The sequence below is a fragment of the Exiguobacterium sp. KKT215 genome, from assembly GCF_055635335.1.
In genome coordinates this window covers 385,190-411,197 of sequence record NZ_CM145756.1, presented here as the reverse complement: position 1 = coordinate 411,197, position 26,008 = coordinate 385,190, and the positions used below count along the sequence as shown (strand labels likewise).

The 26,008-nt window shown below is 53.8% G+C and carries 29 protein-coding genes; 3 read left to right on the top strand and 26 right to left on the bottom strand.

Features of this window, described 5'->3' with window-relative positions; genetic code table 11:
- Window positions 1–138: 138 nt before the first annotated feature.
- The 9 genes from upp to glyA form a co-directional block, all read right to left on the bottom strand.
- Window positions 139–768 (bottom strand): uracil phosphoribosyltransferase, encoded by a 630-nt coding sequence (gene upp, locus ACZ2GZ_RS02300; protein ID WP_021066126.1) that lies wholly within the window; start codon window positions 766–768, stop codon window positions 139–141.
- Window positions 769–911: 143 nt separating this feature from the next.
- Window positions 912–2,261, bottom strand: coding sequence for a glycoside hydrolase family 191 protein (locus ACZ2GZ_RS02295; RefSeq protein WP_051627669.1), 1,350 nt, complete (start codon window positions 2,259–2,261; stop codon window positions 912–914).
- 359 nt (window positions 2,262–2,620) lie between these two features.
- Window positions 2,621–3,850: a hypothetical protein gene (locus ACZ2GZ_RS02290; RefSeq protein WP_029594679.1), complete on the bottom strand. Its 1,230-nt coding sequence runs from the start codon at window positions 3,848–3,850 to the stop codon at window positions 2,621–2,623.
- A gap of 128 nt (window positions 3,851–3,978) precedes the next feature.
- Window positions 3,979–4,707 (bottom strand): hypothetical protein, encoded by a 729-nt coding sequence (locus ACZ2GZ_RS02285; protein WP_242678953.1) that lies wholly within the window; start codon window positions 4,705–4,707, stop codon window positions 3,979–3,981.
- Between the two features lie 116 nt (window positions 4,708–4,823).
- Window positions 4,824–6,062 (bottom strand): sensor histidine kinase, encoded by a 1,239-nt coding sequence (locus tag ACZ2GZ_RS02280; RefSeq protein WP_029594677.1) that lies wholly within the window; start codon window positions 6,060–6,062, stop codon window positions 4,824–4,826.
- Window position 6,063: 1 nt separating this feature from the next.
- The gene (locus ACZ2GZ_RS02275; RefSeq protein ID WP_214714442.1) at window positions 6,064–6,741 is read right to left on the bottom strand and encodes a response regulator transcription factor; all 678 of its coding nucleotides are present in this window, start codon (window positions 6,739–6,741) and stop codon (window positions 6,064–6,066) included.
- A 71-nt stretch (window positions 6,742–6,812) separates the two neighbouring features.
- Entirely contained in the window at window positions 6,813–7,082 is a 270-nt protein-coding gene (locus tag ACZ2GZ_RS02270) for a hypothetical protein (protein ID WP_144060654.1), read from the bottom strand.
- 108 nt (window positions 7,083–7,190) lie between these two features.
- Entirely contained in the window at window positions 7,191–8,117 is a 927-nt protein-coding gene (locus tag ACZ2GZ_RS02265) for a hypothetical protein (RefSeq protein ID WP_029594674.1), read from the bottom strand.
- A 3-nt stretch (window positions 8,118–8,120) separates the two neighbouring features.
- Window positions 8,121–9,374, bottom strand: a complete 1,254-nt coding sequence (gene glyA, locus ACZ2GZ_RS02260) for a serine hydroxymethyltransferase (protein ID WP_214714444.1) — start codon at window positions 9,372–9,374, stop codon at window positions 8,121–8,123.
- A 129-nt stretch (window positions 9,375–9,503) separates the two neighbouring features.
- Here glyA and ACZ2GZ_RS02255 point away from each other — a divergent pair, with 129 nt between their 5' ends.
- Window positions 9,504–10,289: an alpha/beta hydrolase gene (locus ACZ2GZ_RS02255; RefSeq protein ID WP_029594673.1), complete on the top strand. Its 786-nt coding sequence runs from the start codon at window positions 9,504–9,506 to the stop codon at window positions 10,287–10,289.
- Between the two features lie 35 nt (window positions 10,290–10,324).
- Here ACZ2GZ_RS02255 and ACZ2GZ_RS02250 read toward each other — a convergent pair whose 3' ends face one another.
- The 9 genes from ACZ2GZ_RS02250 to rho form a co-directional block, all read right to left on the bottom strand.
- Window positions 10,325–10,867: a TIGR01440 family protein gene (locus tag ACZ2GZ_RS02250; RefSeq protein ID WP_087576458.1), complete on the bottom strand. Its 543-nt coding sequence runs from the start codon at window positions 10,865–10,867 to the stop codon at window positions 10,325–10,327.
- Complete coding sequence (rpiB, locus tag ACZ2GZ_RS02245) at window positions 10,864–11,304, bottom strand: ribose 5-phosphate isomerase B (protein WP_021066115.1); 441 nt, start codon at window positions 11,302–11,304, stop codon at window positions 10,864–10,866. Before rpiB ends, ACZ2GZ_RS02250 begins: the two co-directional genes overlap by 4 nt.
- Before the next feature lie 4 nt (window positions 11,305–11,308).
- Window positions 11,309–11,809 carry a low molecular weight protein arginine phosphatase gene (locus tag ACZ2GZ_RS02240; RefSeq protein WP_021066114.1) on the bottom strand — a complete coding sequence of 167 codons (501 nt, stop codon included), beginning with the start codon at window positions 11,807–11,809 and terminating at the stop codon, window positions 11,309–11,311.
- A gap of 34 nt (window positions 11,810–11,843) precedes the next feature.
- A complete protein-coding gene (locus tag ACZ2GZ_RS02235; protein WP_214714446.1) occupies window positions 11,844–12,842 on the bottom strand; it encodes an L-threonylcarbamoyladenylate synthase in 999 nt (332 codons plus the stop codon).
- Window positions 12,808–13,680, bottom strand: a complete 873-nt coding sequence (gene prmC / locus ACZ2GZ_RS02230; RefSeq protein WP_214714504.1) for a peptide chain release factor N(5)-glutamine methyltransferase — start codon at window positions 13,678–13,680, stop codon at window positions 12,808–12,810. Before prmC ends, ACZ2GZ_RS02235 begins: the two co-directional genes overlap by 35 nt.
- Window positions 13,680–14,750, bottom strand: coding sequence for a peptide chain release factor 1 (gene prfA, locus ACZ2GZ_RS02225; RefSeq protein ID WP_029594669.1), 1,071 nt, complete (start codon window positions 14,748–14,750; stop codon window positions 13,680–13,682). The genes prmC and prfA overlap by 1 nt, the downstream gene beginning before the upstream one ends.
- Before the next feature lie 79 nt (window positions 14,751–14,829).
- Entirely contained in the window at window positions 14,830–15,441 is a 612-nt protein-coding gene (locus tag ACZ2GZ_RS02220; RefSeq protein WP_021066110.1) for a thymidine kinase, read from the bottom strand.
- 137 nt (window positions 15,442–15,578) lie between these two features.
- Entirely contained in the window at window positions 15,579–15,821 is a 243-nt protein-coding gene (locus tag ACZ2GZ_RS02215; protein ID WP_021066109.1) for a type B 50S ribosomal protein L31, read from the bottom strand.
- Window positions 15,822–15,903: 82 nt separating this feature from the next.
- The gene (gene rho, locus ACZ2GZ_RS02210; RefSeq protein ID WP_021066108.1) at window positions 15,904–17,244 is read right to left on the bottom strand and encodes a transcription termination factor Rho; all 1,341 of its coding nucleotides are present in this window, start codon (window positions 17,242–17,244) and stop codon (window positions 15,904–15,906) included.
- Between the two features lie 378 nt (window positions 17,245–17,622).
- Between rho and ACZ2GZ_RS02205 the strand changes: the two genes are divergently transcribed.
- Window positions 17,623–18,324, top strand: coding sequence for a C40 family peptidase (locus tag ACZ2GZ_RS02205; RefSeq protein ID WP_131471445.1), 702 nt, complete (start codon window positions 17,623–17,625; stop codon window positions 18,322–18,324).
- 119 nt (window positions 18,325–18,443) lie between these two features.
- A complete protein-coding gene (locus ACZ2GZ_RS02200) occupies window positions 18,444–18,842 on the top strand; it encodes a hypothetical protein (RefSeq protein ID WP_131471447.1) in 399 nt (132 codons plus the stop codon).
- Window positions 18,843–18,852: 10 nt separating this feature from the next.
- Here the strand turns inward: ACZ2GZ_RS02200 and ACZ2GZ_RS02195 are convergent, their stop codons facing one another.
- The 8 genes from ACZ2GZ_RS02195 to ACZ2GZ_RS02160 form a co-directional block, all read right to left on the bottom strand.
- A complete protein-coding gene (locus tag ACZ2GZ_RS02195) occupies window positions 18,853–19,623 on the bottom strand; it encodes an ABC transporter permease (protein WP_131471449.1) in 771 nt (256 codons plus the stop codon).
- Window positions 19,613–20,539, bottom strand: a complete 927-nt coding sequence (locus ACZ2GZ_RS02190) for an ATP-binding cassette domain-containing protein (protein WP_214714448.1) — start codon at window positions 20,537–20,539, stop codon at window positions 19,613–19,615. The genes ACZ2GZ_RS02195 and ACZ2GZ_RS02190 overlap by 11 nt, the downstream gene beginning before the upstream one ends.
- A gap of 101 nt (window positions 20,540–20,640) precedes the next feature.
- A complete protein-coding gene (gene glpX, locus ACZ2GZ_RS02185) occupies window positions 20,641–21,609 on the bottom strand; it encodes a class II fructose-bisphosphatase (RefSeq protein ID WP_029594665.1) in 969 nt (322 codons plus the stop codon).
- Window positions 21,610–21,625: 16 nt separating this feature from the next.
- Window positions 21,626–22,879: a UDP-N-acetylglucosamine 1-carboxyvinyltransferase gene (gene murA / locus ACZ2GZ_RS02180; RefSeq protein WP_470295431.1), complete on the bottom strand. Its 1,254-nt coding sequence runs from the start codon at window positions 22,877–22,879 to the stop codon at window positions 21,626–21,628.
- A gap of 26 nt (window positions 22,880–22,905) precedes the next feature.
- Window positions 22,906–23,556 (bottom strand): fructose-6-phosphate aldolase, encoded by a 651-nt coding sequence (gene fsa, locus ACZ2GZ_RS02175; protein ID WP_021066101.1) that lies wholly within the window; start codon window positions 23,554–23,556, stop codon window positions 22,906–22,908.
- A gap of 79 nt (window positions 23,557–23,635) precedes the next feature.
- Window positions 23,636–24,466: a hypothetical protein gene (locus ACZ2GZ_RS02170; protein WP_214830275.1), complete on the bottom strand. Its 831-nt coding sequence runs from the start codon at window positions 24,464–24,466 to the stop codon at window positions 23,636–23,638.
- 98 nt (window positions 24,467–24,564) lie between these two features.
- Window positions 24,565–25,419, bottom strand: coding sequence for a class II fructose-1,6-bisphosphate aldolase (fba, locus tag ACZ2GZ_RS02165; protein WP_021066099.1), 855 nt, complete (start codon window positions 25,417–25,419; stop codon window positions 24,565–24,567).
- Window positions 25,420–25,576: 157 nt separating this feature from the next.
- Window positions 25,577–25,939: a response regulator gene (locus ACZ2GZ_RS02160; protein WP_058764844.1), complete on the bottom strand. Its 363-nt coding sequence runs from the start codon at window positions 25,937–25,939 to the stop codon at window positions 25,577–25,579.
- Window positions 25,940–26,008: the final 69 nt, after the last annotated feature.

The following is a 26,008-nucleotide window of genomic DNA, read 5'->3' as shown; positions in this document are numbered from 1 at the left end:
CCGACATCGGACCGACTTACGGTCTCTTCCTCTTCTACTATCGGCCGTCTCTTCGATCGTCTCAACTAATTTGAATCGATTGGTGCACATTCCCACAAAAAAGAGAGGATCACCAGGATCCTCTCATCGGGTTCATGCTTATTTTGTTCCGAACAGACGGTCACCTGCGTCACCAAGTCCTGGTACGATGTAGCCGTGGTCGTTCAACTTCTCGTCAAGTGCAGCGAGATAGATTTCGACGTCCGGGTGTTCGGCTTGAACACGTTCCACACCTTCAGGGGCTGCACAGAGGCAAGCGAGCTTGATCGACTTGGCACCGTGCTTTTTAAGCGCGGCAATCGCGTCGGCTGCTGAACCGCCTGTCGCGAGCATCGGGTCGACGACGATGAAGTCACGTTCTGTGACGTCCGTCGGCAACTTGAGATAGTATTCGTGCGGCTCGAGCGTCTCTGGGTCACGGTATAAACCGATGTGACCGACTTTGACGTTCGGCATCATTTTGAGGAAGCCATCCACCATGCCGAGGCCTGCCCGTAAAATTGGGACGATTCCCAATTTCTTGCCGGCAATCATCTTCTGTGTCGATACAGAGACCGGTGTCTCAATTTCCACATCGGTAAGCGGAAGGTCGCGTGTAATTTCATATGCCATGAGTGACGAAACCTCGTCTACGAGTTCACGGAACTGCTTCGTCCCCGTCTCTACTTTACGCATAATCGTCATCTTGTGCTGAATCAATGGGTGGTCATAAACGTGTACTTTGCCCATCATGCTTCACTCCTCTCTCAATCTCTCTTGAGCATTGTACCCTAACTTTTCTGAGAAAGGTAGGGTCAACTTCTGTTTTTTAAGAGGTCAGACGAAACCCGAAGGAACGAAATCGATCCCTCGGGGTTCAGGTGACACATGGTTTAGAATTTGAAGAAATTTAGGAAACCGGCCGTCTTGTGTTTCACTTTTCCGCACATGTTTCCTTTGGCGGCGTGATGGTCGTTAGACGAGCTGTGGTTGGCGGCATGCTTTTTAGCATGTTTTTTGGCATGCTTTTTCGCCTTCTTCTTCTCTTTTTTGTCTTTCTTCTCTTGCTTCCAGTCAGTTTTTGCTTTTTGTTTCGACTCGGTCGGTTTGTCCGTCGAGGCATCTGCTTTCGGAGCTGAGACTGGCTTTGTGACTGGCTTTGTGACTGGCTTTGTGACTGGCTTTGTCGCCGTTTCTGTCACAGGTTTCGTCGTTGTCGTCGCAGCCGGTTTCGTGGCTGTCGTTTCAGCTGGCTTCGTCGTTGTCGTCGCAGCTGGCTTCGTCGTTGTCGTCGTAGCCGGTTTCGTCGTTGTCGTCGTAGCCGGTTTCGTCGTTGTCGTCGTAGCTGGCTTCGTTGTTGTCGTTGTAGCCGGTTTCGTCGTTGTCGTTTCAGCTGGCTTCGTCGTTGTCGTTTCAGCTGGCTTCGTCGTCGGTGCTACTGCGACCGGTGCCGGCGCCGTATCCTGTGTGCGCGTCACGAGACCTGCGTTCCAGTTCACGTAAGCATCCGCTTCGTGGAAGTGGATGAATCCAGAATCTTTAGCGAGCTTGTGGCTGTCCGCGCTAAGACGTGTCGAAATCGTGAGCGTCTTAACCGAATGCTTCGCGTCGACCGCTTGTAATTTCTTGATCATGTTTTGTGACCAAGCGTCGCTCTTGATCGTGTCGGCGTTGAAACTCTCCCACATGATGCCGTCAACGTAAGGTGCCGTTGACGTTTCCAACGTGTCAAAGCCCCAGTTTTGGACCATGGCGATCTCACCATAGCGGGCCCGTGCTTGCTTCAAGAAGTTGACGAGTCCGTCACGTTGCTGCTTGAGCACGGTCGGATTGTTCAAATGTTCGTTATCGATATCACCGACCGTATCCATGAACACGCCATCGATGCCTTTGGCGACGACTTGGTTCTGGATTTCCGTGAGGAGCAACCCTTGGAAGTGCGGTGAGGCGATGTTCGTCAAGTACGAATCCCATTCCGAGTAATGGACACGTTGTCCGTTACGCGTAAAGAAGTCACCTGACTGAAGTTTTGACATGAGACCCGTGTTCCATGTCGCGACTTCCATGACGCTAATATATCCGAGTACTTTTGTCCCGCGTGCTTTGATTTGCTCCACTTGCGCTTTCGTGTAATGGAGTGGCTCAATGATGACGAGGTCATAGTTTTGCATATCTTTCAAAATCGCTGCCGTTGGATGGCCATAATACACTTGATAGTTCTTCACACCGTCGAGTGGGTTCATGGTTTGTGCCCCCGTTTTAGACATGTTCAGACTAACAATCAACAACACTACCGTTAGAGACATAATTAACTTTTTCAATTTCACTACCTATTCCTCTCCTGATGACTGACAAAACGTGGTGACGGACGATGATGGTTGAATGGAGTTGTGTCTCGTTGCTCCCCCTTTTCTTATATTCAAATGACGAGAAGGTTAGTGCTGTGTGTTTTATGGATGTATCGGATTCGTGTATGTAATGTTGAACCTTCGCAAAAAAAATTATAGGATAGTTTTTCACGAAAACATAGTGTCAATTTGACAACAAAAACCCGTCTCACGACATGAAAGTGTCATGAAACGGGAAAAGAATTTGTTTTAGCTCATATGTAAGTGTCTAGCAATCCCTCTAATTCCAGTTGATCAATCAAATAGACCCGCTTCGACTCGACGTCCATCAGTTGAAGGGTATCTTTCCCTTCCTCGGTCCAAACGTCGAACCGTTGCTCGGTCAACTGCTCATATAACACGAGCGTCCCACGTCGTTCGCCCGTCGGTGCGGCACTCGTCGTCTTCACGCGGGACAAAAGTTCGAACAGTTCGCGCGTGTTCGGGCCTCCGAGGTGGGCCGTCTTCGTCTCCGTCTCGTACGTCGCCAACCGCATCGCCTCTTTTTGCTCCGATGTGATCGTCAATTCACCGGCTCCTGGTCGTTGAACGGCCCCCCATACCTCGATTACGGTATCATAACGAGTCGATAAGACGGCCGAATCCTGCTCCGAGACGTCTTCGATCGGCTCATCCGCGAGCACGATTCGTTTCAAGAGCCTACGTCCTTCGGCATCTAAATTGAAGACGGCTTCCATCGAGTCAATTTGCACGTACTCACTCGACAGCGAACTGGGTAATACGGTGCGATCCCACGCCTGTGCTGTACCCATCTGGAGGGTAATCCGTTGATCGGCCAACTGGGTCAAGAACGCCACGCCTTCATTCTTGCCACTCTCGAAAACGAACAGTCCCGGTTCAATCAGCTGTCCCGCCTCGGCACCGCCTTGATAGACGTGATAGGTGACGTGAAGCGCGCCACGGTCCGGTGTGTGATACCGGAAGACCGAACCGGGAACAATCGTCTCATGCGTCTCGTTAACCGCGAAGGCGCGCGCCACGGTCGTGACGTCTGGTTCAGGAATGAACGATAACGTGCTCCCGACATCGACCTCCCTCGGCCCTGAACCGGCCGCGGACTCGAACGCCTCGATTCCATCGGTACGGAAGACGCGCTCATTTTGTTCGTTGCTGTTCAAACAAGAGACGTAATGCTCGTCCCCGCTCCGCCAATATTTGACGGTCTTGCTACCTAATTCGTCATAGAAGGGGTGGCGGAATGTGATGGCCGCCAATTCGGCCCGACGCGTCGGCAACACGTCTGTCGGTTGCCGCTCACAGTAATTCAACAGTCGCGTCTTCAACGCAGACGTCAACGGAATGTCTTGGTCTTGTTGAATCGCATACGTCGACAGCGGTCGTAAATTGAGCGCATTGATTTCATTCGTCCCGCATCCACTTAACAGTATGACGGCTATACTCATCAGTCCGATGACGTTTTTCATCCCGTCCCCTCCTTTCACATTTATTTGGTTTGAATCGCCTAAAATTTTCATTTTCACCTTATCATACAATAATAATTACAACTCTTGTTAGAAGAATAAACAAAAAATGCCACTTGCGTGGCATTTTTTTAGTCGTCGTCGCGATCATCATCTTGATCATCGTCACGGTCGTCATCTTGGTCGTCATCATTTTGATCGTCGTTTTGATCATCTTGATCGTCTTGGTCATCCCGGTCATCGTCGCGTTCAATCTCTTTCACTTGCTGTTGAAGGTTCAACTCGAGTTTGACCCGGTCACCGGCTTTTGGCGCCTCGTCGTCAAGCTCGTAGCGGCTCGCGAGTTTGAACGTCTCTGACTTGCCATCACGTTCGATGGTCACGTCACGATCCGACAGGCTGACGAACGTGCCGTAAATGTCGAAGTCGTCACTTTCACGGTCGACTTCCTTCACTTCTTCGTTTTGATTGAATTCGAGTTTGACGCGGTCACCGGCTTTCGGTGTGTCGTCGTCAATCTCATGACGGGCCGCGAGCGGATACGTCGATTCTTTACCGCTGAAGCTGATCGTCACGTCACGGTCTGATAGGCTGACGAGGGTACCATACAATTCATAATCATCGTCATCGACCGAACGAACCGGCGTATCGCTCGATGCTGATCCTTCTGACGAAGTGGCTGCTTCTTGACTCGCATCATCTTGCGCATCGTCTGCGGCATCATCGGTTCCGCTGTTCACGCTATCGACCGCGCGTGGGACGATGACCGTGTCCGTCTTGTCGTTCGCGACATACAACCCGATTCCGGCGACGGCTAGTACCGCCAACCCGACTCCTAAAATCCATCCGATTAGTTTCATGATGTTTCCTCCTCGTTTCATGTGGTGAACTTGTTCTACATCTTCATCATAGAACGGTGACCTTAGAGCACCACGAGGATTCCATTAGAAAATGATGAGAATCTGCGAAAGTTTTGTCATTTTGTGACGTAGAAGACGCTGCCGTCCGGCGCATTCGCATAACTGCCGACCGTCCACCCGTTCAAATCCGCCACTTCTTTGGCGATAGCAAGACCAAGTCCGCTGCCGCTCCGGTCCCGTGCCTCATCGAGTCGATAGAACCGGTCAAATAACCGTGCCCGGTCCTCCTCATTGAGCGCCGTCCCATGGTCGCGTACTTCGATGCGGTCCGGCGTCATCGTCACGCGTGTGTCAGTCGCATACTTCAAGCTGTTATCGATGAAGATGACGACGAGCCGCTGCAACGAATCACGATGACCGTGCCACTCCCCCATCGCCTCGATCGGTACGTGGATACCGTGCGATCGTTCGAACCGTTCGGTCAATTGTTCGGCCAGCTCAGTCAATCTGATCACCTCGATCTCCACTTCTTTGAGCGAAGAGAAACGGCTCAATTCGAGCATCGGTTCAATCAAGTCCTCGCGCATTTGCCGCGATTCGGTCAAGATGTGGTCGATGGCCTCGTCACGAACGGCCGGGTCGCTCTGTCCCCAGCGCCGGAGCAGTTTGGCGTACCCTTCGATGACGGTGAGCGGCGTCTTCAGTTCATGTGAAACATCGGCGACGAAGCGGCGCTGTTGCTCCATCGACCCTTCGACCCGGTCAATCATCTGGTTGAAGCCGGTCGCGAGCGTCGAGACTTCGTCTCGGTTCGTCCCGACATCGATCGTCTCGAGCGTACCCGACTCGGTGATCCGTTCCATCGTCGACTCGAGACGGCGGAGTGGATCGAGACCTTGCCTGACGATCCATAGGCTACCGAGGAACGTCATCGCCACTGCAATCAAGAAGATGATGAGAAAAATCGTGGCCAGCGTCTGGAGGGTCTCGCTCACGGCCGCGTCTTGAAACGCGTAGCCGAGCCCGTTCGACGTCGCGATGACGAACCAATCATCGACGAGCGCCGGTTCTCCGAAGTTGACGGGAAAACGTAAACTCTCTTCGGCCTGGCCGCCGATGATGCCCCAATCGCCGTTCGCTTGCCGTTCGAGCACGACACTGTCCTCGTGCAACGACAAGACGGCTTGTTGGTTCCGCTCGTCTTCCTCGAGCAAGCTGAGTGCTTGGCGCAAGACATCATAGCGGGCGTCGACGATCTGTTGCCGCGAGACGAGCCAGGCGACACCGAACGAGGTGATGAGTAAAAACAACATGAACCCCGCCATCGCCAAGGCGATCTTCGTCCGTAGCTTCATATTATTCACCACGCTTCAACATATAGCCGACGCCTCGGACCGTCTGAATCCAGGAGCCACCGAGTTTCTTCCGGACATAGCGGACGTACACATCGACGACGTTCGTGTCCCCGTAATAATCGAAGCCCCAGACGTGCTCGACGAGTTGATCGCGCGTGAGCACGCGTTCTGGATGTTCGAGCAAATAGACGAGCAAATCGAACTCCCTTCGGGTCAGGTCGACGTTTTGCCCCTCACACACCACTTCATGGCGATTGACGTCGACGGTCAGCCCCTCATAGGAAAGGACCCGTTCACTCGTATCGACTTGGACGTGTTGACGCATCCGTAAGAACGCCCGAATCCGCGCGAGCAACTCCTCCATTTCGAACGGTTTTGTGATGTAATCATCGGCCCCGAGGTCGAGCCCGCTCACTTTATCGTAGCGGTCCCCGCGTGCCGTCACCATCAAGACGGGAAGGAGCGGCTGCTCTTCTTTGACGCGGCGCACGACTTCGAGTCCGCTCATCTGCGGCAACATGACATCGAGCAACATCAGGTCAATCCCACCGGCGAGCGCCCGGTCGAGCCCGGCCCGCCCGTCATGGGCGACCTCGACTTGATAACCGGCATGCATGAGTTCAAGTTCGAGTAATCTGGCAATTTTAGCATCGTCTTCAACGACGAGAATCGTAGGCATTCCATTCATCCTTTCTAAAAAAAACGCCGAGCAGTCCGCCCGACGCATCATTCTAAGTGTTCCCGGATTCCTCAGTCAAAAAACGGACGAACTGCTTCTGGAATCGCTTGTTCGATGCGCAATTCGAGTGAATCGCCCATCCGGTCAAACGTCGTTTCAATCCCTTCCGCCTGAAACGCCAAATCAGTCCCGACTTGAGCGATTTGGTCGAGCCACGCGTTACCGGTCAAGGTGAATAATAAGAACCCGGCGACACCTGCCGCCATGAGTGTCAATGCGAGCGCACCGACGGCCACTCCTCGAATCAATCTTCCAATCTTTCCTCTGCTAGTTGAGCGCATATGTCCCTCTCCCTTATCCTTTTTCTTTACTGTACGGGAGCGAGCTGAGAAAGAGCGGTGAAACAGATTAAAATTTGATGAGAAAAAGGTCACAGCACGGCTGCGACCTCATTCTTCCTCGAGCACCGATTTGGCAATCGGGGCCCAATACGTCCCGTCCATGGCGGCGACTTCGGCGAGCGTCGTCCGGTATGTGTCGTCCCCGGCCTTCTTCTCAGCGATGCCTTTCATCCATAAGACGTCCGCCTTATATCCCGACTCTGGATACGTGTCGACATAGGCGGCATAATCGGCGATCTCTGCTTCGCCGAGCTTGTTGTCGACGAGCAACCGATAAAACCCGACGGCCTGTTCCTGACCGGCTTTCGCCTTGCCGATGAGGAGCGCATCGGCTTCCTCGTACCGTTTGTCCGAGACGAGCGTTTCGACTTCGCCGAGCGGGATGACGGCCGGTGCCTCAGGGGCTTCGGTCGTCTCGTCCTCGGTTTGGAGCGCCTCGTTCGCTTCCTCGAGTCGAGCAACTTCTTGCTCGAGCTCTTCTAACCGTTTCGCGAGCGCCTCGTCCTCCGTCACCGTTTCGACCCGTTCGTTTGATGCGGTCGGCGTCACGGGCGGCGGCTCCGAATCCGGCCAAAAGATGAGTGCGACCAGACCGAGACCAACGACGAGCGGCAGACCGAGCCACGATTTGTTCCATTTGAAGGCGTTACGCCAAGCCGACAAGTCCGCATGACCGGTGACAGCCGGCGAGAACGAACGAAAGCGGCGCTTGGCCGCCTTCTTTCCGTTCGCCTTCACTTCGAGCGCAAGACCGAGCCGATGAAACGCCGCCGGCACTTTCATTCCGAGAAGCGGTACAATCCGTTCACTTGCCTCGATATAATACCCGTGGTCGAGTAGCGTCGTCACGACCCCGAACTCGTTCGCGACGAGGCGAAACGTCGGGTCATGCTCGCCTTTTCGGACGAGCCATTCCGTCATATCGATGAGCGGCAGTTCCGCAAGTTCCCGATCTGCGAGTGTCCGTACGTCCATTCGTCAGTCTCGTTCAGGATAGAGCGAGAACTTCGACGTCAACGCGCGAACTGCTTCGTGCGCTTCCGCGAGCACTGCTTCATCTTCATGGTTCGTCAAGACGCGTCCGATCAAGCGAGCGACTTCACGCATATCGTCTTCTTTCAATCCGCGCGTCGTCATCGCGGCCGTCCCGAGACGAATCCCGCTCGTGACGAACGGTGATGCCGGATCGAATGGAATCGTGTTCTTGTTGACCGTGATGCCGGCTGCGTCGAGCGCATGCTCGGCCGCTTTCCCGGTGATGTCGATGCCGCGGAGGTCGACGAGGAGAAGGTGGTTATCCGTACCGCCCGATACGATGCGGAGCCCTTCCTCTTCTAGCCCTTGCGCGAGCACCTGTGCGTTCTTGATGACTTGTGCCTGATACTCTTTGAACTCAGGTTGGAGCGCTTCCCCGAACGCCACGGCCTTCGCTGCGATGACGTGCATGAGCGGACCACCTTGAATCCCTGGGAAAATCGACTTGTCGATTGCCTTGGCGAACTCTTCTTTACAGAGAATCATACCGCCGCGTGGACCACGAAGCGTCTTGTGCGTGGTCGTCGTCACGAAATGCGCGTGCTCGACCGGGTTCGGATGAAGACCGGCTGCGACGAGACCTGCGATGTGGGCCATGTCGACCATGAGGTAGGCATCGACGCTATCGGCGATTTCACGGAACTTGGCGAAGTCGATCGTCCGCGGGTACGCCGAGGCACCAGCGACGATGAGTTTTGGTTTATGTTCTTTCGCGAGGGCTGCGACAACGTCATAATCGATGTGTTCTGTCTCTTTGTCTACACCGTATTCGACGAAATTGTACTGAACGCCTGAGAAGTTGACCGGACTTCCGTGCGTCAAATGGCCACCGTGCGACAAGTTCATGCCGAGCACCGTGTCACCGGCTTCAAGGACTGTGAAGTAAACGGCCATGTTCGCTTGGGCACCCGAGTGCGGCTGGACGTTGGCGTGTTCTGCACCGAACAGCTCCTTGGCGCGGTCGCGGGCCAAGTTCTCGGCCACGTCGACGAACTCACAACCGCCGTAGTAGCGACGGCCTGGATAACCTTCCGCGTACTTGTTCGTGAGCACGCCGCCTTGCGCTTCCATGACTGCTTCTGAGACAAAATTCTCCGAGGCAATGAGTTCGATGTTCTCGCGTTGGCGACCGAGCTCGTGTTGCATCGCTTCAAACAATTCCGCATCCTGTACTTTCAACTTCGTCGTGTTTACCATGTTGAAACCCCCTCTGAATGTCTAAAAATCAACACCCCCATCGTAACATATGCTTCTTTTTTTGGGTATCGTCTAATCCACGGGCAAGTCGGGTATCATATGAAAGAAGACGATCAGAGGAGGCTACTTATGATTGAGACAAAACAAATTACCATCACCCCGTTCGAGCGCGAGCGGACGATTCGGATTTATACGCCGGCCGATTACGACACGACGGACAAACGTTATCCCGTGCTCTATATGCATGACGGACAGAACGTGTTCGCCGACGAGGACGCGAGCTATAAGATGAGCTGGCGCGCCGGCGAGTATATGGACGCCTCGAAGCGCGACATCATCATCGTCGGCATCGACAGCGCCCCCGGCGAGATGCGGCTCGACGAGTACGGTCCGTGGGAGAACCCGTACATCGGCGAGAGCTTGCTCGGTCAAGACGTGACGCTCGGTGGACAAGGATCGGCCTACATTGAATACATCGCCCAAGAGTTGAAGCCGATGATTGACGCGAACTATCGGACGAAGCCGGACGAGACGGCGATGATGGGCAGCTCGATGGGCGGCTTGATTTCGATTTACGCCGCTTGCGTCTATCCCGATGTCTTCAAGCGCGTGGCTTCATTGTCCTCGGCGTTCTGGTTCAACCAGACCGAGCTCGAGCAATTGATTGACGCGAGTGATTTGAACGGCGTCGAACGTCTGTATATGGACGTCGGCCGCAAAGAAGTCGAACAGCCGTCAGCGGACGGTCCGACGAACGAGATGTATCTCGAGTCGAGCGAGCGGGTCTACGCCCTGCTGCGCGACAAGGTCGAACATATCCGCTTCGAGGTCATCGAGGAAGGTGTCCATAACGAGCTCGCTTGGCGCGATCGGTTCCCGATGGTCATCTCATATTTGTTCAGTGAAGAGTTATAACGCAAAAGAAAGCCGGTCGCGCAGACCGGCTTTCTTTATTTTGCTGGATAGTGGGCCCGTGGGCCGCCAATCAATTTCGGTCGCGTGATGGCGAACGTGACGTACGCCTCACCGAGCTGCTTCGCCGACAACCGGACCGGGATCGCGACCGGCTTCAAATGCATGCCGATCAGTGTCGAGCCGATATCGATGCCGGCGTCCGCTTGAATCGATTCGACGACACACGGGGCGTCGAAACGCTCGTACGCCTTCTCGGCCATCGCCCCGCCCGCCGCGCGGACTGGGACGACCGTCACTTCCGTCAACCCGAACTGTTTCAAGGTCCGTCGCTCGATCGTAAGGGCGCGATTGATATGTTCGCAGCCTTGAAAGGCGAGATGGACGCCGGTCTTGTCCCGAAACGCAAGGAACGCCTCGATTAAATCCGACGCCACATCAATCGAACCCGCTTTCCCGATCGTCTTGCCGACGACCTCGCTCGTCGAACAACCGATGACGAGCATCTTTTCCTCATCTAACGGAAACCGTTCATGCAACTCCGTCAATAAGTTCAAAAGCTCCGCCTTCATCGTCGTCACTTCGTTTCGTAAGCGCTCATCTTGTCGACACGGTTCGAGTGGCGTCCGCCTTCGAAGTCCGTATCGAGCCATGTCGCCACTAAGTCGAGTGCAAGACCCGGTCCGATGACGCGCTCGCCCATCGTCATGATGTTCGAGTCGTTATGTTGACGCGTCGCTTTTGCGCTGAACGAGTCGTGTACGAGTGCCGCCCGGATGCCTTTCACTTTGTTGGCGGCAATGCCGATGCCGATTCCAGTCCCGCAAATCAAGATGCCACGGTCGAACTCACCGGCCGCGACTGCTTCGGCGACTGGAATGGCTACGTCCGGATAATCGATTGACTCGGCCGAGTGTGTCCCGAAGTCCTTATACTCGTGTCCAAGCTCCTCCAATAATCCGATGATGTCTTTCTTCAAATTGAATCCGCCATGATCGGCGCCGATTGCGATTTTCATTCCGTCATTCCCCCGTCTTCTTTGGTAGGCGTCTCGGTGGTTTCGTCACCTTTGACCCGTCATTCGTCAATTTTAGCACAAGTCGATTCACGAGTGGTTCGAGTTCGTTTCGGACTTGGCGATAGACGTTCATCGACCCTCCGAACGGGTCGTTAATATCGCGCTCGAGTCCCGTGACGAACTCATATAATGTGAATGTGCGATCGGCCAAATCCGGATACGTGTCCCGAATCTGTTCACGATGCGCCCGTGTCATCGTCAAGATGACGTCCGACCAGCGTCCGAGGACGTCGTCAAACGTTTGCGTCACGTGCTCGAGCTCAATTCCTCGTTCACGCAACACTTGGAGTGCATTTTCTGATGCATCAAACCCTTGCATCGTCCGAAGTCCGGCTGAACGAATATCGAACTCGTCCCCCGTCACTTTCGAACGGAGCAGGGCCATCGCCATCGGGCTTCGGCATGTGTTCCCACTACATATGAATAATACGCGTTTCATCGACATCGCGTGATCCTCCTCTATGTCCTTAAGCCTCTTCCTATGGACGGATGACTTTACCGCCAGCCGCCTTGTAGAGGCGGTTATAAACGGCAAGAGCGACTCCCGTCGGTTCAATCCGATTCACGTAAATCTCTTCTACATCCGTCTCATCAAATTTACGCAACGCCTCGTATAGCCGCTGGGCCGCCGTCTCCATCGAAGTCCCGAGAGAGAGGGTGACGTCAGCCGGGGTCGTCGCTTCATCGAACACGAGTGCGCCAACTCGCTTGCCCGCTTCCTGCCGCGCCATGACGACACGGACGAGGTCTTCACGTCCCCCTTCGACTAAATACAGGGGTGCGCTCGGGGCGTAATGGGTGTACTTCATTCCTGGTGATCGTGGCGCAGCTGTTTCATCGCTCAAGTTGGCATCGAGAATGACCGGGCCAATAACCGCTTCAATCGCTTCTTTCGTCACGCCGCCCGGACGTAAAATCGTCGCCGGTTCTGCCGTGCAATCGATTACGGTCGACTCGACGCCGATGCCTGTCGGTCCCCCATCCATAATACCCGCGATCCGACCGGTCAAATCATCTGCCACGTGCCGGGCCGACGTCGGTGATGGACGTCCCGAGCGGTTCGCACTTGGTGCTGCCAGTCCAAGACCGGACGTGCGGATCAAGTCAAGTGCGGCCGGATGGTCCGGCATCCGCAATCCAATCGAATCCAGACCAGCCGTCACGAGTGACGACGCCCGACCGTTCGACGGTAAGATGATGGTCAAGGCACCGGGCCAAAACGCTTCCATCAAGAGTCTCGCGACCGGCGGGATGGTTTGCGCGAAATGTTCGGCCTGTTCGACCGTGGCGACGTGGACGATGAGCGGGTTATCCGACGGTCTTCCTTTCGCCTCGAAAATCTTTTTGATGGCGACATCGTTCGTCGCATCTCCGGCGAGTCCGTAGACAGTCTCCGTCGGGATGGCAATCACCTCGCCAGCCTTCAAGAGACGTACCCCTTCCTCAACTTCTGTCGGCTTGATCCAATTCGTTTCCATGCGCAATCCCTTCCCTCACGGCGTAGACGATTCGGTCTTTGCCGTTTATATCTTTTAAAATACCCGTTTCTGCTTCAGGATAACGTTCGGACAGGTACGATTTCACAACTTGTCCTTGATTATACCCGATTTCAAATGCAATCAATTGCCAATCGGCACACAAGACGCGCATCGAGTCGGCGATGATCGTTCGATAAAAGTCGAGCCCGTCCGCTCCGCCGAACAAGGCGAGGTGAGGCTCGAAGCCCGCGACCGTCTCATCGAGCAGTTCGTCCGCCTCGATATAAGGCGGATTTGAGACGAGGACGCGAATCGAGTTGTCGGTAATCGGCGCGAGGCAATCTCCTTCATGGAAGGACACATCCGCCCCGAGGGACGCTGCATTACGCTCGGCGACAGCGATTGCTTCCCGGGAAATATCGACCGTTTGGACACGGACACCTAGCTCGAGACTGAGTGTGACGGCGATTGCGCCGCTGCCCGTCCCGATGTCGACGATCTCATCGTCGGAGACATTATGCACATGCTCGACGACCCATTCAATTAGCTCTTCCGTTTCCGGACGCGGAATCAAGACGTCACGATTGACCTCGAACATCCGTCCATAAAACGGGGCGTGACCAATCAAGTGTTGGACCGGTTCACCTGCCAAGAGACGCTCGAACCCGGCGTCAAACGACTTCGCCTCTTCCGTCGTCAATTCATCGGACAAACGGATGAGTAGTCCCGTCCGATCGACGTCAAGGACGTGCATGAGCCACCACTCCGCCATCGAGGCATCACGATTAGCGGCCTCGAGCTCCCGTTCCGCTTGTTTCAGCCTCGCCGCGATCCGCATCAATCGACATCCTCCATCAGACGGGCCTGTTCGTCCATGACGAGGGCGTCGATGATATCTTCAAGTTCCCCGGCGAGGACGCGGTCGAGCTTTTGGAGTGTCAGCCCGATGCGGTGGTCGGTCACACGGCTCTGCGGGAAGTTATACGTCCGAATCCGCTCTGAGCGGTCTCCCGTCCCGACGGCCGATTTGCGTTGCGCCGACAGTTCTTGTAGGTGTTCGCTTTGCATCTTGTCATACAGGCGGGCTCGGAGTACTTTGAGCGCCTTGTCTTTGTTTTTATGTTGCGACTTCTCGTCCTGACACGAGACGACGAGCCCCGATGGGATGTGCGTCAAGCGCACGGCCGATTGGGTCGTATTGACCGACTGGCCGCCTGGACCCGATGATGTGAACGTGTCGACACGGACGTCTTTCATATCGATGTGCACTTCGACGTCCTCTGCTTCCGGCAACACGGCGACGGTCGCCGTCGACGTATGGATGCGTCCGCCCGACTCGGTCGATGGGACACGTTGGACCCGATGCGCCCCGTTCTCGAACTTCAGTTTCGAATAGGCACCCGTCCCGTTGATGAGGAACGTCACTTCTTTGAAACCGCCGAGTTCTGTATAGTTGGCGTCAATCAATTCGGCCTTCCAGTTCTGCCGCTCGGCGAAACGCGTGTACATCTTGTATAGGTCGACTGCGAACAGTGCCGCCTCGTCTCCGCCGGCTGCCCCGCGAATCTCGACGATGACGTTCTTGTCGTCGTTCGGGTCTTTCGGTAACAGCAAGACGCGTAATTTCGCCTCGAGCGCCTTCACTTCCGGCTCGAGGAGTGACATCTCTTCTTTGGCGAGCTCGCGCATATCAGCATCGAGTGTGCGGTCCTCGAGCATCGCTTTTGCTTCTTTATACGCCGTGCTCGTCTCTTTATAGTGACGGTACGCCTGCACCGTTTCTTCGAGTTGCGACTGTTCTTTTGAATATTGTCGTAATTTATTCGCATCGCTGAGCACTTCAGGGTCAGCGAGCATCTCATTTAATTGCATATAGCGTTCTTCTAATACGCTCAAACGGTCAAACATGATGATCCGTCCTTTCTCCGTCAAATCGAACTGTCTTCATTATAGCAAAAAACGAACCGCCAAGGGCGGTCCGTCGACGTCAGTCGGCCACTGTATGGCGGACTGGGCGTGGTTTATTCGGGACGTCGTGGCAATGACGGCAACGCGGTTCGTACGACTCGGAAGCGCCGACCAAGATGACCGGGTCTTCGAAACGCGCCGGTTCACCGTCAATCAATCGTTGCGTCCGAGAAGCTGGCGCCCCGCATGATAGACAGATGGCCTGCAGCTTCGTGACAAATTCGGCACGCGACAACAGCTCTGGCATCATCGTGAACGGCTCACCTCGGAAGTCCATGTCGAGGCCTGCGCAGATGACACGTTTGTCTTCTGACGCCAATTGCTCGATCACGTCGACGATCCCTTCGTCGAAGAACTGAACCTCGTCGATGGCGATGACTTGCGTCTCTTCACGCACCGCATCGTATAAGTCTTGACTCGATTGAATCGGCACGGCCACGACCGAGTTGCCGCTGTGGGAGACGACGTTCTCTTCGTGGTACCGATCGTCGATTGCCGGTTTGAACACTTGGACAGGGATTTTCCCGTAGTGCGCCCGACGGACACGGCGGATCAGTTCCTCCGATTTCCCAGAAAACATACTCCCACAAATCACTTCTATCCAACCGTAACGGTTCGTCACATGCATCATTCTACTTCGCCCTCTCCTTCGTTAATCGCTTCCCGATTATACCCATCTTTTTCTTGAAGAAAAAGGGTTGACTTCTATCTAAAAAAAATAAAAACCGCCAAGGGCAATCCCTAGGCGGTGTGCATACAAGTTGACGATTAACGTTGGTACTTCTTGTTGAAGCGCTCGATACGACCGTCCGCAGATGCGAATTTCTGGCGACCTGTGTAGAACGGGTGCGAATCAGAAGATACATCGACACGGATGAGTGGGTATTCGTTACCATCTTCCATCGTGATTGTCTCGTTAGAGTAACGAGTCGAACCAGAGATGAATTTGAACTCAGTCGTCGAGTCCATGAATACGACTTTACGGTATTCTGGGTGGATTCCTTGTTTCATTGCTTTTCAACTCCTTCTGCCCTAAGTATTCTTTCAACCTAGAGAAAGTTCACTAGAATATAATAGCACCCGGTTCAAGGATTTACAAGTCCGTTTTCGTTTTTTTCACCGGGCGTCGACTCTTTTTCTTATCGGCCTCAAGCGCCGCAAAAAAGTCGAGGTTCGTTTTCGTTTCGCGGACCCGGCGCAAGAACTGATCGACGAAGTCTGGCGACTCGTTCATCGTGCGACGAATCGTCCAAAGCGAGTCGAGTTCGCCTTTGCCGAGCAGCAATTCTTCCTTGCGCGTTCCCGAGCGACGAATGTCGATGGCCGGGAAAATCCGACGTTCCGCCAGTTTGCGGTCGAGGTGCAGCTCCATGTTGCCCGTTCCTTTGAACTCTTCATAGATGACGTCATCCATGCGCGAACCCGTATCGACGAGTGCCGTGCCGAGAATCGTCAAACTGCCGCCGTCCTCGATATTACGGGCCGCCCCGAAGAACTTCTTCGGTTTATGGAACGCGGCCGGGTCAATCCCGCCGGAGAGCGTCCGTCCGCTCGGCGGGACGGACAAGTTGTACGCCCGCGTCAGACGCGTGATCGAGTCGAGCAAGATGACCACGTCCTTCTTATGTTCGACGAGGCGCATCGCCCGTTCGAGAACGAGCTCCGAGATGCGAGCATGGTTTTCCGGTGTCTCGTCAAACGTCGAGTAGGCGACGTCTGCACCAGGCACCGAACGTTGAATGTCCGTCACTTCTTCCGGCCGCTCATCAATCAACAGAATAATCAACTCGACGTTCGGATGGTTCGTCGTGATCGAATTGGCAATCTCTTTTAAGAGGGACGTCTTCCCTGCCTTAGGCGGTGCGACGATCAACCCTCGCTGCCCGAAGCCGACGGGAGCAATCATGTCCATGACGCGGACCGACAAATGGTTTGGCTCCGTCTCGAGCACCATCTGTTGTTCCGGGTAAATCGGCGTGAGCGCCGGGAAGTAATCCCGGTTGCGCGTCGAATCCGTCGTCTCGCCATTGACCGCCTCGACGCTGAGAAGCCCTTGGAACCGTTCATTCTCTTTCGGTTTCCGGACTTTCCCCGTCACGAGGTCGCCGTTACGGAGGTTAAAGCGGCGGATTTGCGAAGCCGCGATATAAATGTCTTCAGACGATTGCGAGTAATTGATGGGGCGTAGGAAACCAAAACCGCCATCGTTTTGCGACTGTGGGTTAGGCGGAATAATCTCTAGGATTCCTTCGAGGAAATAAAGATCTTTTGATTCTGCCTGTGATTTCAATATCCGGAACATGAGCTCACGTTTACGTGCCTCGCGATACTGAGGCACGTTCACTTCTTTCGCAATCTCATATAACTCTTTCAACGTCTTCGTCTCGAGTTCCCGAAGCGTGTAGTTTTTAGCCGGTTCAGTCGTTTGACTCATTCAAGTCACCTGTCTTTCATGATTCTATATTTCAAAAGTAAACGTTCATTCCTCATTCATCTAATCACACTTCAGTCAAACCGTCACTGTTTGAAAAACGGCTTTATGTCAGTCTATTCCCCTGTTGTTGAAAACATAACAACCTTTTTACTATGTATGTAACAAATAAGTCTCTATTCTCGCATATTGTTTCAAATATGTTACAAGAAAACTGTTTTTGTCTTGTGATTGAAAAATGCCATCGGTCTTGCGCATGATATAGTTTATTTGCACAGGAAACCGGGTAATATCCGCAACTTGTGCTCTAATCTTGTTAACACACATCGATCATATACAGCCACTTAGGGTTTTATTTTAAAAAACGGAGGGAAATACACTATGTTAAAGCGTTTCGCATCTATTATTGTCGCTGCCACTCTCGCTTTCTCGGGTCTTGCTTTCACAACAGGTGAACAAGCAGAAGCCGCTACTGGTAAATTCGCTTACTCGAAAGTTAACGGCTTGAACATCCGCACAGCACCGTCGCTCAGCTCGAAAGTCACGACAACGATGAACAAAGGCCAACGCTATACATACCTTGGCAAAGTTGGTTCATTCTACAAAATCAACTACAAAGGGTCTCACCGTTATATCTCAGCTTCATCTACTTACACGTACTTGAAAGCAAACACGAAGACAGCGACTGCGAAGAAAGTAACAACTGCTTCTGCATCAAGCGCTCGTACAAAACTTGTCGCTGAGTCGAAGAAGTACCTCGGTACACCTTACCGTTACGGCGGAACGACAACTTCTGGTTTTGACTGCTCAGGTTACACAGGTCACGTTTACAAGAAAGCCATCAACAAATCGATCCCACGTGATTCACGCTCGCAATACGCTAACTCGAAAAAAGTTTCGAAGTCAGCGATTCAAGCCGGCGACCTCGTGTTCTTCTCACACAACGGAAGCACGATCCAACACGTTGGAATGGCACTCAGCAAAACACAAATGATCAACTCTGAAACAGGCGGCGTGAAATACGCGAGCTTCACATCAGGTTACTGGGCACCACGTTATGTCGGTGCAGGATCATACCTCTAATTTAAACGACCAAACGACCCGGTTCATAGGAACTGGGTCGTTTTTTTACGTTCGTTCATCTTCCGTTCATCTGGCTTCGTTACGATAAAGCCATCACGCTGAAGGAGTTGTTCTATGCCATGGAAAAGATTTGGAGTCTTCGCTTGATTCGCCTCGCCGCGCTGTTCGGTGTCATCGGGACGGCGCTCGGGTCGCATATGTCGGGCGCCGGCAGTTATGCCTTTCGTCCGATCCACGCCCATATTCTGCTCGCCGGTTGGCTATCGGTCTTCGCCTGGGGAGTCTTCTATCGCTTATATGCGGTCCGGAACCAACTGCTCGTCACGATTCACGGGTGGACGGCCGTCATCGGATCAATCGGATTGACGAGCGGGATGTGGTTCTACACGATGAACCCGTTCCAATGGAATGAGACCGTCACCCTTGTGTATTTCATCGTCGGGGGCACAGTCTCGTTAATCAGTTTTATTCTCTTTTTGATTGTGACGTTCATGATCGACCAGGACGAGCGGGGCTGAACCCCGCTCGTCATTTTTGTTTCAAGGCACCGCGTGCGTTCGTCGCCGCGAACACGACCATGATGACGCTCATCGCCCCGGCGACGGCAAGTCCGGCCGATAACGCGCTCCAGTCGATCGTCGGTTGCGTCAAGACGGCACGCATCCCTTCAAAGATGTACGTCGTCGGATTGAACGTCGCCGCTACTTTGAGCCATTCTGCCTCAATCAACTCTTTCGGGACGAACGTCGTCGACAAGAAGATGAGCGGGAAGAACAAGAGCGTCCCGGCTTGTGCAGCCTGAGCGTTCCGTGTCTTTAACGCGACACCGACCGAGTAACCAGCAAAACCAAGGCCGAATCCGATGGCAAGCAGCACCGTGAACAAGAATCCAGGCAGACCGACCGGAATCGACAAACCGAGCAAGAACGCTACCCCGAAGATGAGGAGCGTCTGGACGAGCAGTTGCAACATCCCGGCAATCATCGGGCCGAGCACGATCGCCGTCCGCGTCGCGGGAGTCAGAAGCAAGCGGGCGAAGTAGCCGCTCTCGATATCACGGACGAGCGCTTGTCCCGTCCCCCCGGCCCCACCGACCGCCCCGGACACGATGGAGACCGGCAAGATGAAGTTTAAATAGGCGCTCCCATCAAACTGAGGAAGCGATGCGACGCTCGATAATCCGCTCGTGTAAACGAGTAGGAAGAAGACGGAAATAATCAAGTTCGGGATGAACGAAAACGGATTCCGAATCGTCGTAATGAGGCTCCGTTTCGTGAAGAGCCATGTCTCAGTCCACATCGGGCACACCTCCTTCATATGACTCACCGGTCACTTTCAAAAAGACGTCATCGAGCGACGGTTGCTTCACGGTCAGACGTTCCGGTTGAAGCGACCGTTCATCGAGCTGGCGCACGACTTCCATCAGCGTATGATTGACGAGCTCGAACGCCACGTGTTGCCCGGTCGCCGTATGACCGAACAACGCAGCGGCTGCAGACGCTTCTTGATTGCTGTGGAACGTCATCGCAATCGTCTCGCCGCCGACGAGTCGTTTCAATGTCTCAGCCGTCCCTTCACTGACGATTTTCCCATGATTGATGATGGCGATCCGGTCGGCCAGTTCATCCGCTTCTTCTAAGTACTGAGTCGTCAAGAAAATCGTCGTGCCGAACTCCTCGTTGAGCCGTCTCACCTCGTTCCAAATCTCGATGCGGCTCGCCGGGTCGAGCCCGGTCGTCGGTTCATCTAAAAACAAGACGGTCGGTCGATGGACGAGCGTGAGCGCTAAATCGAGCCGACGCCGCATCCCGCCCGAATATGTGCCACTTCTCCGGTCGGCCGCTTCCGTGAGCGAGACGACACGGAGCAGTTCCTCGGCGCGCGTCTCCGCCTCTTGTTTCGTCATCTTGAACAACCGGCCTTGCAAGACGAGCAGTTCCCGCCCGGTCAACACTTTGTCGATTCCGGTCTCTTGCAGGGCGACGCCAATCGACAGGCGGACGTCCTTCTCTTGTTTGACGACATCGAATCCATTCACCCGCGCCTTCCCTTCGGTCGGTCGGACGAGCGTCGTCAACATTTGCACGGTTGTCGACTTGCCAGCCCCGTTCGGTCCAAGGAAAGCGAAAATCTCTCCTTTCTGGACCGAGAACGAAATCCCATCGACGGCCGCCACGTCCCCGAACGTTTTGACGAGCGATTCCACTTCGATCATTTGTATACACCTCCTGACTCTCTATTCCCGTTCTAACGCATAATAAATATGTAGGAACACATCAAAAAAGCTGTGGACGCAATGTCCACAGCTCGAGAGAATTAAGGTTTCATGACCATTTTCGGTTTTTTCTTCAAGGAGTGGATGCCTTCGACGAAGCGGACCGTTCCTGACTTGGCTCGCATGACGACCGAGTGCGTCTGACCGCCTTGCCCGGTGAACTGGACGCCGCGGAGGAGTTCCCCGTCCGTCACGCCCGTCGCCGCGAAGATGCAATCTTCACCTTTGACGAGGTCGTCTAACAGCAAAATCCGGCCCGTATCGGCGATGCCCATGTCTTGGCAACGTTTCTCTTGGGCTTCGTCTTCAGGAAGCAGGCGACCTTGGAAGTCACCGCCGAGACATTTCATCGCGACGGCCGCGATGACGCCTTCCGGCGCACCACCCGAACCGAGCAACAAATCGACACCCGTTTTCGGGAACGCCGTGTTGATGGCCGCGGCCACGTCTCCGTCAGGAATCAACTTGATACGAGCACCCGTCGCGCGGACACGTTGAATCATCTCTTCGTGACGATCACGATGTAAAATCGTGACGACGACGTCTTCGACGTTCTTGTTCTTCGCCTTGGCGACGATGGCGATATTCTCTTCAATCGAGTTGTCGAGACTGATCAATCCGGCCGCTTCCGGACCGACGGCAATCTTGTCCATATACATGTCCGGCGCGTGAAGAAGGTCACCGGCGTCAGCGACCGCGAGAACGGCAAGCGCTCCCCATGTTCCCGTCGCGACGATGCTCGTCCCTTCGAGTGGATCGACAGCGACGTCGAGGCGCGAGCCATAGCCGTTCCCGACTTTTTCACCGATATAGAGCATCGGTGCCTCATCCATCTCGCCTTCCCCGATGACAACGACCCCTTTCATCGGAATCGTATCAAACACTTCACGCATCGCGGTCGTCGCCGCATCGTCCGCCTCTTCTTTCAAGCCTTTACCCATCCAACGAGCCGAAGATAGCGCTGCCGCTTCTGTGACTCGGACCAATTCCATTGATAAACTACGTTCCACCCGAATTCTCCCCTTTTTACTCGGACACCTCATCGACCCAGACGAGCGCGCCGAGTTGTTTTAGTTTGCCGACGAAATCGACATATGAATCGTTCAATTTTTCCGCATGGATCACCGTGGATTCGCCACTCGCTTGAAGCCCAGCTAAGGCGAGGGCTGCCCCGCTCCGTGCGTCTGCACATTCCATTTCCGCATTGGCGAGCGTTGTCCCGCCGCGAATGACGGCCGAAGCGTCCTCGAGCGTAATCTGTGCGTTCATGCGCCGCATTTCCGCGATATGGCGGAAGCGTTGGGCGTACAGCTTGTCGGTGACGATACTCGTTCCGTCCGCTTTCAACAGTGCGGCCGACATGATCGGCTGCAGGTCGGTCGGATACCCCGAATAGTGGAAGACACGGATATCAATCGGTTTAAAGGCGTTCGCCCGCACCGTGATCGTCTCTTCCCCGACTTCGACGTCGGCCCCGTAATCCAGTAGTTTTTGAATGACGCCTTCTAAGTGAGTCGGAATGACGTTTCGAACCGTCACTTCACCCGCGACCGCGCCATAAATCATGAACGTCCCAGCCTCTAACCGATCGGGAATGAGCGTGTGTGTACAGCCGTGGAGCTTGTCGACCCCTTTGATGCGAATCTCGTCGGTGCCCGCCCCGATGACATGGGCCCCCATCGAAGTGAGCATCGTCGCGACGTCGACGATTTCCGGATCGATGGCCGCGTTCTCGATGACGGTCGTCCCGTTAGCGAGCACGGCCGCGAGCATGGCGCTCACTGTCGCCCCGAACGAACGGAGATCGAGATAAATTCGATTTCCTTCCAGCTTTTCGGCGTTCACATGATAAAGTCCCGACTCGTTCTCGACTTTAATGCCGAGACGTTCGAGTGCTTTCAAATGTAAATCGATCGGTCGTGGACCAATCGCATATCCACCGGGAAGCCCGACGGCCCCTTTCCCAAAACGAGCCGCAAACACCCCGAGCAAATAGACAGCGGCTCGGACTTTACGCGTCGCTGAGCCGAGCAGCGGCATGGCGACGGCATCTTTCGCATGAAGCGTCATCCGCTCCCCGTCCCGTTCAATCGCGACGCCGAGTTCTTGTAATAGACTGAGCATCACTTCGACGTCCTCAATGACGGGGACGTTCTCAATCGTCACCGGTTCTTCCGTCAAAAGTGCTGCGACGAGACAAGGCAAGGCGCTCTGTTTGGCACCGCTAATGTCAACTGTTCCTTCAAGTTTTTGCTGTCCTACGATATGGAGAATTTCCACGAAGATCAAACCTTTCTGCGACAAACTTATTTGGATTGAGCGTTGTTCCAATCCGCTAAGAATTGCTCGATCCCTTTGTCAGTGAGCGGATGTTTCATCATCTGTTCGATGACTTTGTATGGTACCGTGGCGATGTCGGCTCCAAGGAGAGCCGCCTTCGTCGCGTGGACCGGATGGCGAACGGAAGCTGCGATGATTTCTGTATCGATACCATGGATGGCAAAGATATTGGCAATCGTCTCGACGAGGTCGAGACCATCTTGACCGATATCGTCCAAACGACCGATGAATGGCGAGACGTATGACGCGCCGGCCCGAGCCGCGAGTAGCGCTTGGTTGGCGTTAAAGATGAGCGTCACGTTCGTCTTGATGCCGAGCTGTGAAAACGTATTGACCGCTTCCATCCCTGCTGGCGTCATCGGTACCTTGACAGTAATATTCGGCGCGATGGCCGCAAGTTCCTTTCCTTCTTCCACCATACCCGCTGCGTCGAGCGCAATAACTTCCGCGCTGACTGAGAGATCCCCGACGATCTCACAGATTTCGCGTAGCCGTGTATGGAAATCGACGCCTTCTTTGGCGACGAGCGATGGATTCGTCGTCACTCCCCCGATGACGCCCATCTGATGAGCTTTCTTGATGTCTTCCACGTTTGCCGTATCAATGAAAAAACGCATGTACAATTCCTCCTCGAATGGTGTTGTGATCGCTTACACTTCTTATTATGAGGAAATTGTCATGGAATTGCTACACCCTTTACGTCAAGCCGGCGATGGCGAACATCGATCCGATGAGTAAACCAACGCCAACAAGCGTCCCCACTGCCGTCCATCGTTTCACGTTTTTTTGTTTTGTCTCATACGCTTGATACGGCCCTTCCTTTAAGCGCTCCGACCCATGCGTCTCGATCCAAAGTCCGACCGCGGTCTCTTCGTCGGTCACGAGATTGCCTGTATACGTGAACGGGATGATTTCTTCGGGTCGACGGAGCATATCGAACCGCTCCCGCCGTGTCGCGATGTTCGCCCCGATCCAGTAGAGCCGTTTCGGTGTATAGAAAACTGGCACGCTATCTTCGATAAAATACTGAATCCACTGTTCGAACGCGGCGAGATCGCGTTGGTCGAACAAGATTTCCATTGAATCCTCGTCAGTCATGATGGCGAGCATCGGGCACAACTCGATCGTCCGTCGTCTATAGGGATGCGGCATGGCCGCTTCTGTCTTTCGGACGATGGCCGGGAAGAAGACGACTTGCTTGATTGCGTCGAGCGGGAACGATTGCTCGACTGACTCACCCGGCTCGTGCCGATACGTCGTCCCCTCAATATATGTCGCGGTCACTTCATAGTGCGACTGGTGCCGCTCTTTCCAGAACAGCTGGCGAAACAGTTGCAAGAAACGATACACGCCGTAACCGCCGAGTACAGTGAGTGACAACAGCGGAATCAACCACGGTTTCGGATTCATGAGGATGAGAATGACCGGCAGCGCGGCAAAGGCCAACGTCATACCAATTATAATGATGGGACCGACGATATAAAAAATGCGCCAAAATGATTCTGTCGAACGTTCTTGATACTTCATGCAAACTCCCCCTTTTCATCTATATACGGTACCCTAACCGCTTACGTTTCAATAAAAAAAGCCGGCTCTCGCAAAGAGAGCCGACTGATGTGACAGGATTATGCTTGGTTGCTTGAACCGAACTCACGCATTTTGCCAGTAACGACGTTGTAGATCGCTTCGACACCAGGGCCGATGACTTTACGTGGGTCATATACTTTCGAGTCCGTGTTGAGCTTCTCACGTACGGCACGAGTCCATTCTTGTTGGCACTCTGTGTTAACGTTGATTTTGCTGTGACCGAGCTCGATTGCTTTTTTGATTTGGTGCTCAGGAATACCTGAACCGCCGTGAAGAACGAGTGGAGTTTTAGTCGCTTCTGCGATTTCTTCCATCTCTTTGAAGCCGAGTTTAGGCTCGCCTTGGTATTCTCCGTGTACAGAACCGAGTGCTGCCGCAAGAGCGTCAACTTTCGCTTCTTTCACGACGCGTACGCACTCGTCGAGGTCAGCGTATTGTACGCCGCCAACAACGCCATCTTCTTCGCCGCCGACTGTGCCGACTTCCGCTTCAACTGAAGCGCCTTTAGCGTGTGCGTATTCAACGACTTGTTTCGTCATTTCGATGTTCTCTTCGATCGGGTGGTGTGAACCGTCGATCATAACAGACGTGAAACCAGCGTCAATTGCTGCTTTACACTTGTCGAAAGATGAACCGTGGTCGAGGTGGATTGCAACTGGAACAGTGATGTTGTAGTCGTGCATGAGACCTTCAGTCATTTTAACAACTGTTGTGAAGCCACCCATGTACTTCGCTGCACCTTCTGATACACCGAGGATAACTGGTGATTTCTCGTCTTCCGCAGCGCGAAGAATCGCTTGCGTCCACTCGAGGTTGTTGATGTTGAATTGGCCTACTGCATACTTGCCTTCGAATGCTTTGTTAAGCATTTCTGTCATTGATACTAATGGCATAATGACATCCTCCTGTCTGTTCGCTATTGTGCACTTTGGGAAAAATGCCCCCGTGCAATTCGTTCCCATTATAACACACGTCGAAACTTGTGCCTATGCTATTCGGGCATAGAAATGGCTCTGCGCAAGCGTTTACATATGTCATCTTCGTGACGAATTACGTGATTTTGAGGACTTCCTTCACTTTTTCAATCATCCGATAAATATCGAACGGCTTTTCAAATTGCGCGGTAATGCCAAGTCGTTGCACTTCTTCGAGCGTCGATTTTTCCCCGAACGCGGTCATAATCATGACCGGGGTGTCGATGTTCCGTTGGCGCATGTTGCGTAGTACTTCATGACCGAACATGCGCGGCATGTTCATATCGAGCAATACTAAATCGTATCCGTTCTGTTCGAGCTTTTCCCAAGCGTTCTGTCCGTCGTTCGCCGTGTCGACCTCGATGCCGAGGCTTTGGAACACTTGCGCTAACATCAACCGAATCCCGTCTTGGTCGTCTGCGATCAACATCCGTGACATCCATCTACCTTCTCTCCATAGTTTGCACTAGTCTAACCATACCAAATCCGATTTCGTTTGGCGACGGAC